Below are 13,860 nucleotides of genomic sequence, written 5' to 3' on the forward strand. Positions count from 1 at the left end.
GGTGTCTTCGTTTATTCTGAACACATCGATAGAGGGGTGTCTGTACCTTCAAGATACCCGACGCCCCCTTGTACTCGAGACACTTCGTGATCAAAGGGGTTTGACTAACCGTCGCTGAACACATCGATAGAGGTGTGTCTCTCTATCCTACTGGAGACCACTGTCTCTCGATTTCGATGGTCCTATCTCTCCTTTAACCAACAACCTCTCCTCATTCACCCCTACGTTGGTTAACCGATCTCACGACCGTTGATATTGTAATTTCCTCCCCGTTAGTGTATTCTGCCAACTCCGTCTCCAGGTACAGATGATGTTCGGGTAGAACCTCGCGAAGTCGAGTTCGTGGACGTTCTCGTGGAGGCCGACCTCGGGTGCGAAGATGAAGCCGCCGCGGTCGGCGTCGTGGAGCCTCCCCATCGGCTTGAAGGACTCGTGGCGCTAGGAGTTCCACGGGACGAGGACGCCGCGGTCGTGGGCCTCACACATATGGTCTGGTCGGTGGCGTTCAAGCGGCGGTATCGAAACAATAGCGTCGGTATGCCTCGTTGGGGCAGGTCGAACAGCAATAGAGCAACTGAGTCGAGACCGTTAGTTCACCGATTTCGATAGCTCGGCCCCTGTTTTGAACTTCACCTCACTCGACGCACTTGGCCCGTTCACCAAGTGAAGTATCGGTGCGTCTAACGGACAGTGCGTCACCATTAATTCACCGCCATCAGCACCAGTCTCTCCGCAAGACCCAGAGTTTTCTTTCGAGTAATTATTGCTTCCCCAACAGTACACTTCCCCACCCCCATCTTCCGAAAGCGTACCGGTCTTAACCAGCGCACTGACTGTCCCTGATTCTATCTGTGCCCCTCGAAGAGCTCGCTCACTCAGCCCTGCACGCGCCACCACGTCACGGAAGCCATCACCATCAGCGTCAGCAGAGAAATCGAAGCAGCACTCGATACCCACTACTTGCGCCGACCCCTCCATCGTCAGCACCGTCGCCGAACGGGAGTACAACGCCGCATCGTTGATAAGCCACCCCCCAGAGTAGACGAGCTGCTCGTCACTCAGTCCGCGACCCACATACATGAGTGCCGGGACCGGCTGTGGACAGCCCGGAGGCTGAACCATCACCTGCGCGACTGTCAGGTTGAGCAACCGACCCTGATGAGTCATCGTCAGAGGTGGGCCATCCGCTCGCTGCCCCCACGCATCCAACCCCTCGGGCTCGAACGGCTCTCCCTCTGCCGGACACACCAACACAGGTGCGCCACGCTCAGTAGACGGCGGGGTGTTCACCACAGTCACGCGACCGTCAGAACCACGCTCGGCCACGAGCCCACCACCCGTCGCAACAGGCTCTGAAACGTCGGCGACGAAGTGAGGTGAAGTCCCACACACAGCTCCCGGGAGCTGAGTGTCATCGGCGTCATCACAGTCTCCTGAATTATCGGACGCCACCTTCGAACGACCCCACGAATACACGTTTCCATCTCCCGCCTGACCGGCCAGATATGCGAACAGACGCTCTGGTGTCACCGCCTCACGGATACTCCCGTTTCCACCTGGGATCTCCGCATCCGGCAAGCACACGGAGAACCGCTCCGCAATAACGGGATTCTGTTCAAGGTACCTGAAGAGTTCCGCCTGTTCTGCCGCACTGAACAACCCCGACGGGTCGAACGAAGCTGAAGGAAGGAGATAGTCCCCCACGAGAAGGTCATCGTCGTCTCCGCTAGTCATTCCAAACGCTTCCCACTCGCCATTTTTGATGTGGTCGCTGGCCCGCTGCACATCGGCCTCTCGATGGCCGACGTTCTCAAGTGCCGCGACACAGGAGTCGTCGGAACACCGCTCCAGCACTGCTCGCATCTCGGCCAGTACCGCCATCATATCACCTACCGCAGCAGTAATCTCTTTCTCGGTCTCTGGATTCGGCCCTGTCCGTGCACTCCGCTTCGAAATGGCCGTGGCCGCCGTTTTCGTCGCTTCCTGAAGCTGAGAGTCGAGCCGTGAAACGACTCGGAACGTCTCGTCGCCTTCATCGATATCGCCGTTGATGATATCACCGGGTCGCGCGATGCTCCGATTGCTTCGGGAAACGTTGTAGTCTTCACCGCGTACGTCGTCACCGACGCCGTCGGCATCCGCATCTGTATCGCCGTCAGAAGCCCGGATTGATGACCGATTGCTCCGAGTGTTGTTGTAGTTCGCGGCGAGAAGGGCGACTGAGGTCACCCATCCCTCTAGCTCCACTCGCTCGGCCAGCGTCGGAGTCAGCCGAGCCACGTGCGGGCTCTCAGGAGCCAACTCAAGTGAGACCTTACCTGCGCCGCTACCCGGTCGTCTACTAACGCCCGCGAACACTGCTGCCGGAGACGCCCCTGTGTTCGTCACTGACGACGCAACCCGATTCAGACAGCCAGCGAGTGACCCAACCGCAACGAGCCCGCTCGCTGCGAGCAGTGACCGACGGCTGACGGTCGCATATGGCACCGTATCTCCGTGACTGTTACGTCTCTCTGAACACATAATCAGATAGTAGAGGCTACACGTTATGATAAGCTTTCTTATATTTGTGACTCGTTAACAGGTAAAATGGAGGCCGACTCGCGTCCTGCATTCAGCAGGTCCGTGGAATAGAGGCGATATCTGATAAGATTTACAGTGGTATATGGCAGCTCTTATCGACCGGCTGTTTCAGGCAAGAATATATCCGAAGAATAGGATATCAATAGAGCCGAATTGGGGCAATACATTTACTCAATAGCTGTTAATAGACTAGTGGAGGGTATTTGCCACACGGACTCTCCTATTCCCTATGAATAGCGACTCCGACACGCTTGGCGTCTGCCCCGACTGTGGGAATTCGATCTCCCATAGTTGGAAACTTATCGAGTACCAAGATGAATCTGGTACGACTAGATGCTTTGCTGAGTGTACCTCGTGTGAGAAAGTCGTCAAACCCGAGTAGTCTATCTCAGCGACCGGAGTATGTTCGCGCCGACGGCAATCAGGGGGACGCTAACGTTCCGCCCGAACAGCTACAGGAATTCCCGCGTGATACTCCCCGCGTACCCCGTGGCTGCGCCCGGATCCCCGTCGCCTAACAGTCCCTGGGGAAGGCAGAGGTAGCTGGGGACCCACGCCGCCGTAAACACGCTCGCGACGACGACCCACAGAGAGACAAACCGAACGAACACGTCGTCGTGGTTGATGTACCGCCCAATCCGCTTCGACACCCGTCTGATCGGCCCGGCCGCGTTCGACGCTACCATAGGGACAGTCGTCGTGGGCTGCTGACAAATACATCATCGACTCGGACGGGAAACGCTAAGCGACGCCCTCGATGGGGTAGTAGTTCAGGGGGCGTTGGCGCCCGCGTGCAAGAGTATCGCCGGCAGGACGCTTCCGTTGACTCGGTTGGTGACCCACGTCAATAGAATCGGGAGTCCGACGAGCTGGAGCAGGTAGAGACCGAGTAAGAGCGTGTACTGGATGGTCCCCGAAATACTAGCGGAAGGTGCTACCCAGCCCAGACGCCGCCGCCGAGGAACCCTGCCGTGAGCGGACTGTAGTTTTCTGGAGTGCCGGCAGGAGGTACCCGCGCCAGCCGGATTCTTCGAGCCCGCCGCCGATCAGGACGACGAACCCGATAGTGACTCCATCGCTCTCGTATTCGGTTGACCGGTTTCCACAACGAAGGTCCGTCTTAGAATATCGACGCAACCGCAAAACAGCCCTCCAACCAGTGATGTAGAGTTAGTTATTTGACAGGGTAGTATGTTCTCCGTATGTATGTCAGAGCCAACAGAGTCAGTAAGGAAGCGGGTACTCGGATTTTTCGTGTTGACGTTTGCCGTTTCGTGGACTCTGTGGGGTCTGGGCGCTATCCTCGGAACAGACTCGGGGACGTGGCCGATGCTCAGTACCCTTGCTGGGTTCGGACCACTTGCTGTCGGTGGTGCGTTGAGTTGGCGCGATGGAAATGTTCGTTCCTGGGCTCGACAGGCGCTCCGGTGGCGGACCGAGATTCAGTGGTGGGCCGTTGCACTGTTTGTTGCCCCTGTGCTGTCTCTCATCGGTTACGGTAGCTATCTGGCAGTGACAGAGACCTCGTTCGGACTGACTGATGACCCGATCGTTATCCTCTATCTTATGCTCTTCTTCTACATTCTGTTGCTTCGTGGCGGGTTCGGTGAAGAGATGGGCTGGCGAGGCTACGCGCTGCCGCTACTACTGAAGCAGTATAATACGACGATCGCTGCTCTCCTGATCGGCGTCGGGTGGGCAGCCTGGCATTTACCACTCTTTTTCATCCAAGGAACGCGCCAGAGTGGGTCATTCACTCTCTATCTCGTCGGTGTCGTCGGTCTCTCTATCATCCTCGCCTGGCTCTATACGCGATCCCGAGGGAGTGTCTTACTGACGACTGTCTTCCATGCTCAATGGAACGTCTTTGATAGTGGTGCTCTCTTCGCTACTAGTGGTGAAGCCCCTCTCGTTGCCCCCGGTGCATCGGCCCTCGTCATCTGGCTATTTGCTGGAATATTGATCGTTGCAGACAGTGAAACGATGCGCTCAGAACATCCCGGTCTCAATCCGTTCGCCGAGACCGCAACCGACGAGTAGTGGTATGTTATGCCATCGATAGATGCCACCATACTGTGCGATTTGTGACTTTGCGGGAGGGAAGTTGAGAGTTGGCGTTAGGATCAGGACAGAAGCCGCAGCCACAGGCGACGCGTCGTAGTTCCGCCGTCTCACAATACCTCACGTAGCCGTCCTTGCGCTACATCAAGAGCGGCATCATTCTTGTCTCCTTGAATCTGGAAACTCCACTCGGTAGAACAGATCTGCCCCACCTCCAGTTCTAAACGAACTGTGATCGTCCCGGATCGCAGAAAACTCCGGTGTCACCTGCGTTCTCCACCGACCGCATATGTATTGTTGAATCGCGGAGTGGAATCTGATGGCAGAGATGGCACGGCTTTGACTCCGTCTTATCTCCATTGTCCCAGTCTTCGACTGGGTATGAAGCTACAATCTCCGTCTTCGCCTCGAAGGTAGCCGAGAACCCTGCCGAAACACGAGAAACGAGTATGATGAACTAAATGGACGAAACGAACGAAACGAAAGTGATGAACTAAATGAACTAAATGAACGAAACGAAAGTGATGAACGCATCGCTATGGAACGAACTGGTCGAGATTGGAGTTATATTCGTTTATCGAAACGATCGAAACGAACGTAATGAATGAAGTGACTGAAACGAGCGTGTTTGTTTCAACGAGTAGAACGAACAATTGGTTTTAACATTGTGGTACTCCTCCGACTGAGTGAAAACACTCTCACTGAACGCACCGAACTAAACGGATAAAACGAACGTAACGAACACAACTAAAGAAACGAAAGATATGACCGACACCAACACCGCACGAATCACCGTAGCGAATCAGAAGGGTGGCGCGGGGAAGACGACCGACGTCATTCACACAGGCGGGGCACTTGCCGCCCGGGGCTACGACGTCCTCCTTGTCGACATCGACTATCACGGGGGGCTCACCTGCTCGCTCGGTTACAACGATCTGTACTACGACACCGACCGCACAACGCTGTTCGACGTGCTCGATTTCGATCAGATGGAGTCGGTGAACGACATTATCGTCGAGCACCAAGAGTTCGACATTCTTCCCGCGAGCGAAAAGCTCGCGAACAACAAGAACATCCAGACGCTCCTTGAAGCACCAAAGAGCAGAGAGCGACTGAGGATGACTCTCGACGAACTCGATAGGGACTACGACTACATCATCGTCGACACGCCGCCCTCCCTGAACGTCCTCACCGATAACGCCCTCGTCGCGACCGGCAACGTCGTCATTCCCGTCATCCCCGAGAAACTCAACGCCAACAGCCTCCAGATTTTCGCAAAGCAGCTGAGCTCCCTCGAACTGGCGTACGGTGACATCAACCGGCTCGCAATTGTCTGCAACCGTGTCGAGCAGAACAGCGAGCACCGAAACACCATCGAGGAAATCAAATCGGCGTACTCGCTCCCTGTCTTCGAGATCCCGAAGCGGACCGATCTCTCCCAGTCGATCGGCGAAGGCGTGTCCGTCTTCGGCTTCGGCAAGGAGAACAAGCGCGTCGAGGATGCACGCGAACTGTTCAACGAGATCGCCGACCTGTTCGACGAGACGTTTGAGAAGACCGCGCCTGAGGAGGTGAAAGTATGACCGACGGTTGGGGGGATGCCTCCGGTATCGAGGGCAACTACGAAGAAGAAGGCGATGAGGTCGATTCCAGCGAAACGAGTGAGGTGAACGAACCAGTGGACACCAGTTCATCGACCGAAACGCCCGAACCGAATCCAACGAGTGGAACGAACGAAACGAACAAAACGAAGACGAATATCAAAGACGAGTGGAACGGGCGGACGATCTACATCCCGGACGACATCCTCGGCGAGATGGAGGACATCTACCTCGAGTCCCAGCTGAAGCTCCGAAAGGCGGGCCAGGACGAGTTTAAGAAGAATCGTCACTTCTACCCACTACTTGTCCAGTTCGGTGTTGAGGCGCTGTCTGAGGCGGATGCTGAGGAAATCCAGGCTCGGCTTTCGGAATTCGGTGACGAGTAGGGCGGTGAGCGCCGAAATTACAGTGGTAGCGAGGCGAAAGCCCACCCCTTCACAGAAGTTGAGACCGACGCCCTCTCTGCATAGGTGACAGAGCTTGTCTGAGCACTCACACTGATTCTCGCTATTCGGCTATCTCGAATTCAAACCGTGCTCCACCATCTGTTCCGTCGGTCACAGACATCTCCCAGCCGTGGGCTTCCACGATTCGTTTTACGATGGTCAGCCCGAAACCAGTACCACCACGCGCTGACGAATGCCCCGGTTCGAACACTTCTTCACGCTTGTCCGCTGGAATTCCTGGCCCGTCGTCTTCGACGTAGATTCCTTGTTCACCGTGACGTCCGACACGGACGGTCACGTCAGAACCACCGTGTTCAACAGCGTTCCGGAACAGGTTCTCGAAAACGTGCCGTAACCGGTCGGGGTCGCCTTGGACGGTCATCTCGTCGATGATTTCGATGGTCGCGTCGTCCGTGTCCACTGTCGCCCAGCACTTTCCGACGAGGTCAGTCAAACTGATCGACTCTGTTTCGCTTATCGTGTCGCCCTGGCGAGCAAGCGTCAACGTGTCCGCGACGATCGCTTCCATCCGGTCGAGCGCTTGAAGAAGTGGATCGAGGTGCTCACTTTCCGCTTGTTCGGCAAGGAGCGTCGCACGACCCTGTGCGACGTTGAGCGGGTTGCGCAAGTCGTGCGAAATAACACTCGCGAACTCGTCGAGGCGCTCGTTCTGCCGGCGCAATTGTCGCTCCCGTTCGACACGCTCGGTCACGTTCCGAGTGACCCCAACGAGGCGAGCTATCTCATCATCAGTGACTACCGGCGCAATCTTCGTTTGCCAGAAGCGTGCCCCCTCGTTGACCCGTAGTTCCTCCATATACGAGAGTGGCTTACCAGCGTTGACACAGCGGTGGTAGTTTGCTTCGAGCGCTGCCCCCTGTTCGTCGCCAAATACGTCTCGCGGCGTCCGTCCCTGTACTTCTTCGGTCGTAATTCCGGTCTGTCGCTCGTAAGAGGGACTGAGTCGTTTAAATTCGAATCTGACATCGTCATCAACCCCTTCGACATCGATAAGAAAGATAGCGTCCTCCACGTTGTTCAAAAGGGCTTCGTACTCTTCGGCGAGTTCGCGAGCTTCGACCTCGTACTTTTTTCGCGCGGTGATATCTCGACTACTGAGGAGAATCCCATCGATGATATCGTCGTCAAGCCGATTTCTCATAGTGGCCTCGATCCAGCACCACGACCCGTCAGCGTGCCGGAATCGGACTTCGACAGTCTCGGGTTCGGAAGGGTTCGATAGAACGGTCTCCACCGCCTTGGCATTTCGCTCCCGATCGTCGGGATGGACGAATTCGTATCCCGCCTGGCCAATCAACTCGTCAGGGTCGTAGCCGAGAACCCGTGTGACAGCCGGACTGACGTAGGTTATCGTCCCGTCAGTATCGACGACTGTTGCGAGATCATTCACCTCCTCAACGAGCGTCCGATACCAGTCAGTCTCATTTTTATTGTGCTCTTCGGGAGTCGCACTCTCTTCCATCGGCCCTAATATGAACAGTGCATACAAAAAGGCTTCAAGCTCCGATAGAGGGTCTCGAATCAACCCAAACGGGGGCAGTTCAGCGTCTGGTAGTGGTCTCGACTGGTACGGTTGCGAAGTAAACAACAGCCATTGTGACCCCTATCATCGTTGCGTGGACAAGCGTTATCTCTCGCAGAAACCACTCACTGTGAACACCGATAGGAAAATCGCCAAGCCAATTGTGATGGCCTATTCCAATCGCGAGAGGTCCTCAACCCACGCCTCCGGACGATGGTACAATTCCAACACCATCGCTCGCCTCTTGAACAGCGGGTTGGATAAATCATACTCCGATACGCGCATAGTACCTAACGGCTGTTCAATTGTTCAATTGTTCTATTGAAAGCGTACCGGTGAGACAGAGGTTGGGAAGGGAGAGTGCATAAGTGGCTTCTTAGATCAGTTTTTTCTTCGATAATTCAACGGTGATCTCAGGTAAGAGCGAGTCCCAACCCTCGTTTTGTTCCGTTGTGTATTTGAGTATTGGTGGCTCGAATCTACCTCGGACGTACATAGTTTCTGTTTGAATTATGTCGCTGCCGTGAACGTCGTACGTTTCTTCGACCGTCTCACCAGCACCGAGCGTTCGCACGAGCGGTGTTGACTCGACTCCGTAACTCTGTCTCGACTCAGCATCAACATACCGGCTCCCTTCGTATCGGTCCGTCCAGAGAATGATCCCTGGTCCGGCGTCTTGCATATCAGGCGACGGGACGAGTTCCAAGAGACCAAACGGCCAAATCCCCGTATTCCGGATCTCGATTGGAGTCTCCTGTTTGTTCGTAACGGTGAACGCTAGTTGTGCCGGATGTTCGATAACGGCATTCGGCTCGACGACCTCCACCGAGATGCCGAGTGGCGTGGTTGTCTCTGTTTGCACGTCCGTAATAGTGTACTCTGTAGCGCCGAGACATCCCGTGAGGCTAACCATCGACGCACTGGTAACGCCGAGGAGTGTTCGTCGCTTCATTGTGTGGTCTCCGGGGAGGATTCGTCAGTCAGTACTGGCCCGTCCGTCACCGAGACAAAGATTTCTTCAACTGTAGCGTCGGATCCGACGTTTGTTTCAGCACGCAAGGAATCGATTGTCCCTTCGGCCACGAGGCGCCCCTCGTGAAGGATCCCAATTCGATCACAGACAAACTCGACCTGCCCGAGCACGTGACTAGAAAAAAAGACAGCAGCACCGCGGTCGTTCTCCTCGTGAACGATTTCTCGAACAGTGCGAACGCCGTGCGGGTCAAGCCCAGTGAACGGTTCGTCCAACACGAGCAAGTCAGGGCCACCAACGAGAGCCATCGCAAGTGCCAGTCGTTGCTCCATCCCTTGCGAGAACGTCCCGACTGACTGCCCGTCAACATCGTCCAGTCCAACCCGGTCTAACAGACTCGCTGGAGAGTTATTGACTCGTTTCGTATCAATGACCAATTCAAGATGTTGACGGGCAGTGAGCGCATCATAGAGCCTGTACCGGTCTGGGAGAATACCTACGCGGGAATGAACGTCGACGACATCGCGTTGCGGGTCCTGAGCGAGGACGCTAATCGAACCTGTCGTCGGACGAATATAGTCCATCAGCATCCCGATCGTCGTTGATTTGCCGGCACCATTCGGTCCGAGGAATCCGAATATTTCATCGCTTGCAACGGTCAGTGTGAGCTCGTCGACGGCTGTCGTTGATCCATACCGCTTCGTCAGTCCCTCGGTCAGAATCGCGGGGTCACTCACACGGCATCCCCCCGAGAGAAGTAATACCGAGCGAATCCCAATGGGACGGCCGCCCACACGAGCATAATGAGTAGCCCGACTGCCTCGTGGAGATACAGCGGTGCTGTGCCGGGTGCGAACGTCGCTTCGACGACGTACGCGTTCGTCTGTGTCTGCGGCTCCAGTTTCGTGAGGACGTGACTGTATGTGTTGGCGGAGTTCCCGACACCGAGCAGCCAGTTTGAGACGACCCGATACGCGCCGTCAGGAGACAAGCGAAGTAGCAAGAACAGCGGACCGGACGCTGGGGGCTCGTACGGATTGACGGGCGTGCCAGTCACCTGCGTGAAAATCGCCGTGCTGATCCGCGTCCAGAACAACACTAGTGGAAGGAATACCACGCCGAATACAGTCCCGGCAGCTGTGACTGTCCGCTTAGCGACAGCAGAGACTGCCGTACCAATCGACACGAGGACGCCAACGTACGCAAGCGTGATGAGAACCATCCCGAGGAACAAGATCGGGTTGAAAACACCGTGCTCAACCAATCCAATAATACCGAGAAGGAGGCACGCGACCGCGACTGGGCCAGCGATACCAGCTGTTCGTCCAGCTACTTTCCCGAGAAGCACGTCGGTTCTCGTCAGCGGGAGCCCGAGTATGAACTTCACGCTTCCAGAGGTACGTTCACCGACGATCGACTGGTAGCTCAAAAGAAGCACTCCTAATGGTAGGAGTACTGTCCCGGCGATCTGGACGTACCCTGCAGTAATATTCGCACCGAGACCATCCCACCCAATGTAGCTGGGACGATACCCCCAAAGAGCGATGAGAACGGCGAGCAGCCAGACGCCTTTCGACGTTACCACTGTTCTTGCTTCTTTGCGTGCAAGCGGGGACCAACGCATCGGACCGACCATCTCTGGTCGTTTCCTTAGATGTTCTGTAGAGTGAATCTCTCCTTTCACCTATCCTGTGAACTGCACCTTTCGATCCTGCACCGTCAGGATGAAGCGTCACGGCTCACAGGCACTCGACTCCGACCCAAGAACGAAGTCTTAGCCAGTGATTCGCCGGTATCCGATTCGGAGCAGATTCCCAACTCCAACTACTGTTAACACAGCTGCACCAACTACAACTCTCGGGTGACCGCGATCGAACAACGGAAACGAGGTGTGCTGTCCAAGCTTAGCAGTACCACGAGCAGAAGAGAGTGTCATAGAACTCTTATCACGGCGGTTTATTTCACGGTTTCACAGCCGAATCTTAGGTTGATTTGATTCCCCAATAGTGATATTCTTAGGCGACAGTTGGGATGATGTGCCTGAAGAATCTGCAACTCGTCTGGTGAATTTTCTTGAAAAACAAGCTGGCGAATACTTGCGCGGCGCAATTCACTATTCTGAAGATGAGTACGTCTCGTTATATATGCGGGATGATGTAGATGATCTGTATTCGCCCGAGGAAATGGAGGAACTGGTTGAGTATTATCGACAGGAAAATGAGGGCCAAGCTGCCGAAGAGCCGTTTAATCTAGGGCATAACCACTGTACGGTGAACTTTTTCGACGATGCAATACTATTTCATTTTACACAGGGGACTGAATTGGGGACGGTAATCACTCTCGAACCGGAAGCAGGCCGAGATATTGTCGGTTTTATTACTAACTGTCTAAAACAGCTCCACTATAATTCTCCACAGGATATTTCGAGGGCACCGACGTGGTTGGACAATTAATCTTTCTGCCCAATAAACTTCCTGTGCTGGGCGATGCGACAGATCGAATTTGGGGAAAACCGATGATCGATAGACGTGTAGATTGACCAGTACCGGAACCAACTCAGGGACCGAGAACGCGGCCCCAGTCGAGATCCACGCCGTAGCCCGCGCCGTGACGGCGGGCGCGCTGGAGGACGACGTAGCCTCCAGTTCCGATAAGGAGTCCTATCCCGAGGTTAACTATCGCGAAGAACACAGCGATCGGGTATGCGTGTGACCCGAGGAGAGTCAGTGTCACGATCCGAACCGCATTCACAACAGCGAGCAGGGCAATCGTCAGCAGCCCATAGCCGGCTGCAAGTCCGGCGGCGCGACGGAATCTCACGACCAGATATCCGGCCGTCGGTGTAAGTGTCTTGGGGGCTGTATACTGGTTGTGTTCCACTGAACGATAAGTCGATCTTCTGTACTGAGTGAGTGGCTTCACTCCCAGCGAACTTCGGACCGATGACCGAGACACAGTGGGTATTGTCACTTTGGCTGGGACCTACGGACTCCCTCATTCACGAGTGGTATCGTATGGTCGACGCGATGTACGCTGCCTACGAAGCCTGTGACTCAACCGCCCGCCGAAGAGCTCGTACTTCGTCAAGTACTGCGCGCCACTGTTCGAGACTCCCCGGGGTTTCCTCACCCGTTGCGTGATCAACAAGGCGACGGACGGTCTCGGGCTCCTCGATCCGCCGGAGTTGGATATCATCTCCGCCTGCGATCTCAAGCGTGACAGTGCCGTAGCCGAAAACGGAACCGAGTGCGTCCTGAGAGAACGCGGAATTTTGAATCTTCGATAACGACGACTCCGTGATCCGAATCCCGATGACACCTTGCTTCGTGTACACTGCTCGATCAGAAAGGACATACTCAGTGTTTACGACGCTGAGATACGCCCACAATCCGACGGTGACACCAGCGATTCCGAGAAGGATCCCGACGACGCTCTCGTTCTGCACGGTGACGAGCCACGCCGCCCCGACGAGAAGCGCTATTCCCATCCCGACGCCCGGAAGTGCAGTCGTGAGTTTCGGCTGGCCGTCCCACGCAACGGTTTCACTCGCATCGAGCGTCACCCAGTCACCAGTCATAACTCCTCAGACGTGCTGGCTTCTTTCTGGTCAGGTGCTTCCACAGCGACCCTGATAGCTCGTAGTTCGGTCAGGATTTCATCCAGGACAGCAGCTTTGTCGTCGGGACGGTCGGGACCATCATCTTTCGTCTGTGTATTGATGAGCTCCTGCACTCGCTTCGGATCCGAAATCGAGTCGAATGTGAGTTCGACGCCAGACCCTCCGGCGGTCGATACCTCGACAGTCCCGTAACCGAACTGCTGACCGAAGAACCCCTGTGAGTAGGTCGTATTCTGGACCTTTCCGAGGTCAACGCGCTGCACATTCCGTGAAATGATACCGCTTTTCCGGTAGAGCGCCCGATTGGTGACGACGTACTCGGTATTCTCCCGATGAAGATACGCGCCGACGATGATGGGAATCCCAACAAGTATGATTGCGAGCGGAACGCCCACGACGAGCGCTGGAACGAGACTACTCTTATGCGGCGTATCAGCCCATACGACTTCCTCGTCGCCGTCAAGTGAAATCCAGTCGAATTGGACCTTGGTCGATTGATTCGGTGCCATAGTGACTGAAGACGCGATGTCGGAATGAATATTTTCCTTGCTACGAGTATGCGTCGTCGTGGTTCTGACGACACCAGCAGCAGTGATACCACACAGATGCCAACTGTGGGTTTCAACAGCGCAAAATAGTCCGGCAGGGTGCTCAGCGACCGGTGTTCTCGACACAGGGGAGACGACCGAAGAGTACACGCACGCTTCAGATCGACCGATCAACGCGTCTCCGACAGAGTATGCGCTTTACGAACCTGATGACGATGCGGTGTTCGGTACCCCGTCACGGACCGCGCTGCAAGCGATCGTGCCTGAAGGCCGTCACACGAGGGAGTGTGGCTTGCGACTCCGACGCCAGCGCGGGTGGGCACTGCATCGATTCTGTGGGATTCCGGGTGGAATATCGACGGGAGTGCCTCGGCTTCATCTTCCGCCTGTTCAGTCCTCGGTTCCGACCTGACCGGACGGAACACTCGACCCTCACGGAAAGGCGGGGTATTCGTCTTGAACTTCTATAATGCGCCCGCGAGTGGG

Annotated in this window: 14 protein-coding genes and 1 pseudogene; 5 read left to right on the plus strand and 10 right to left on the minus strand. The window is 55.6% G+C overall.

Going from position 1 to position 13,860, the window contains the following annotated elements; genetic code table 11:
- Positions 1-300 precede the first annotated feature (300 nt).
- A pseudogene (locus tag NO876_RS11570) lies at positions 301-486 on the minus strand (type B DNA-directed DNA polymerase); the annotation flags it as partial.
- Between the two features lie 102 nt (positions 487-588).
- Positions 589-2,247, minus strand: a complete 1,659-nt coding sequence (locus tag NO876_RS11575; protein WP_256421829.1) for a hypothetical protein — start codon at positions 2,245-2,247, stop codon at positions 589-591.
- Between the two features lie 565 nt (positions 2,248-2,812).
- Here NO876_RS11575 and NO876_RS18195 point away from each other — a divergent pair.
- A complete protein-coding gene (locus NO876_RS18195; protein WP_465260924.1) occupies positions 2,813-2,965 on the plus strand; it encodes a DUF7837 family putative zinc-binding protein in 153 nt (50 codons plus the stop codon).
- 70 nt (positions 2,966-3,035) lie between these two features.
- Here the strand turns inward: NO876_RS18195 and NO876_RS11580 are convergent, their stop codons facing one another.
- Entirely contained in the window at positions 3,036-3,269 is a 234-nt protein-coding gene (locus NO876_RS11580; protein WP_256421830.1) for a hypothetical protein, read from the minus strand.
- Positions 3,270-3,912: 643 nt separating this feature from the next.
- Here NO876_RS11580 and NO876_RS11585 point away from each other — a divergent pair.
- From NO876_RS11585 to NO876_RS11595, 3 genes are all read left to right on the plus strand, one after another.
- Complete coding sequence (locus tag NO876_RS11585; RefSeq protein ID WP_256421831.1) at positions 3,913-4,623, plus strand: CPBP family intramembrane glutamic endopeptidase; 711 nt, start codon at positions 3,913-3,915, stop codon at positions 4,621-4,623.
- A 785-nt stretch (positions 4,624-5,408) separates the two neighbouring features.
- Positions 5,409-6,227: a ParA family protein gene (locus NO876_RS11590; RefSeq protein ID WP_256421832.1), complete on the plus strand. Its 819-nt coding sequence runs from the start codon at positions 5,409-5,411 to the stop codon at positions 6,225-6,227.
- Positions 6,224-6,631, plus strand: a complete 408-nt coding sequence (locus NO876_RS11595) for a DUF8160 family protein (protein WP_256421833.1) — start codon at positions 6,224-6,226, stop codon at positions 6,629-6,631. Before NO876_RS11590 ends, NO876_RS11595 begins: the two co-directional genes overlap by 4 nt.
- Before the next feature lie 121 nt (positions 6,632-6,752).
- Here NO876_RS11595 and NO876_RS11600 read toward each other — a convergent pair whose 3' ends face one another.
- The 4 genes from NO876_RS11600 to NO876_RS11615 form a co-directional block, all read right to left on the minus strand.
- Complete coding sequence (locus tag NO876_RS11600; protein ID WP_256421834.1) at positions 6,753-8,174, minus strand: PAS domain S-box protein; 1,422 nt, start codon at positions 8,172-8,174, stop codon at positions 6,753-6,755.
- 436 nt (positions 8,175-8,610) lie between these two features.
- Positions 8,611-9,186 (minus strand): DUF8130 domain-containing protein, encoded by a 576-nt coding sequence (locus NO876_RS11605; RefSeq protein ID WP_256421835.1) that lies wholly within the window; start codon positions 9,184-9,186, stop codon positions 8,611-8,613.
- On the minus strand, positions 9,183-9,944 hold the full coding sequence (locus NO876_RS11610; protein WP_256421836.1) for an ABC transporter ATP-binding protein: 762 nt from the start codon (positions 9,942-9,944) through the stop codon (positions 9,183-9,185). The genes NO876_RS11605 and NO876_RS11610 overlap by 4 nt, the downstream gene beginning before the upstream one ends.
- Positions 9,941-10,831 carry an ABC transporter permease gene (locus NO876_RS11615; protein WP_305882949.1) on the minus strand — a complete coding sequence of 297 codons (891 nt, stop codon included), beginning with the start codon at positions 10,829-10,831 and terminating at the stop codon, positions 9,941-9,943. The genes NO876_RS11610 and NO876_RS11615 overlap by 4 nt, the downstream gene beginning before the upstream one ends.
- Before the next feature lie 412 nt (positions 10,832-11,243).
- Between NO876_RS11615 and NO876_RS11620 the strand changes: the two genes are divergently transcribed.
- A complete protein-coding gene (locus NO876_RS11620) occupies positions 11,244-11,660 on the plus strand; it encodes a DUF7522 family protein (protein ID WP_256421838.1) in 417 nt (138 codons plus the stop codon).
- A gap of 103 nt (positions 11,661-11,763) precedes the next feature.
- Here the strand turns inward: NO876_RS11620 and NO876_RS11625 are convergent, their stop codons facing one another.
- The 3 genes from NO876_RS11625 to NO876_RS11635 form a co-directional block, all read right to left on the minus strand.
- Positions 11,764-12,087, minus strand: coding sequence for a hypothetical protein (locus NO876_RS11625; RefSeq protein WP_256421839.1), 324 nt, complete (start codon positions 12,085-12,087; stop codon positions 11,764-11,766).
- A 157-nt stretch (positions 12,088-12,244) separates the two neighbouring features.
- Positions 12,245-12,784 carry a PH domain-containing protein gene (locus NO876_RS11630; RefSeq protein WP_256421840.1) on the minus strand — a complete coding sequence of 180 codons (540 nt, stop codon included), beginning with the start codon at positions 12,782-12,784 and terminating at the stop codon, positions 12,245-12,247.
- Complete coding sequence (locus NO876_RS11635) at positions 12,781-13,335, minus strand: PH domain-containing protein (protein ID WP_345780751.1); 555 nt, start codon at positions 13,333-13,335, stop codon at positions 12,781-12,783. The genes NO876_RS11630 and NO876_RS11635 overlap by 4 nt, the downstream gene beginning before the upstream one ends.
- Positions 13,336-13,860: the final 525 nt, after the last annotated feature.

It is taken from the genome of Halobellus rarus (assembly GCF_024494595.1).
Classification (GTDB): Archaea; Halobacteriota; Halobacteria; order Halobacteriales; family Haloferacaceae; genus Haloquadratum; species Haloquadratum rarum.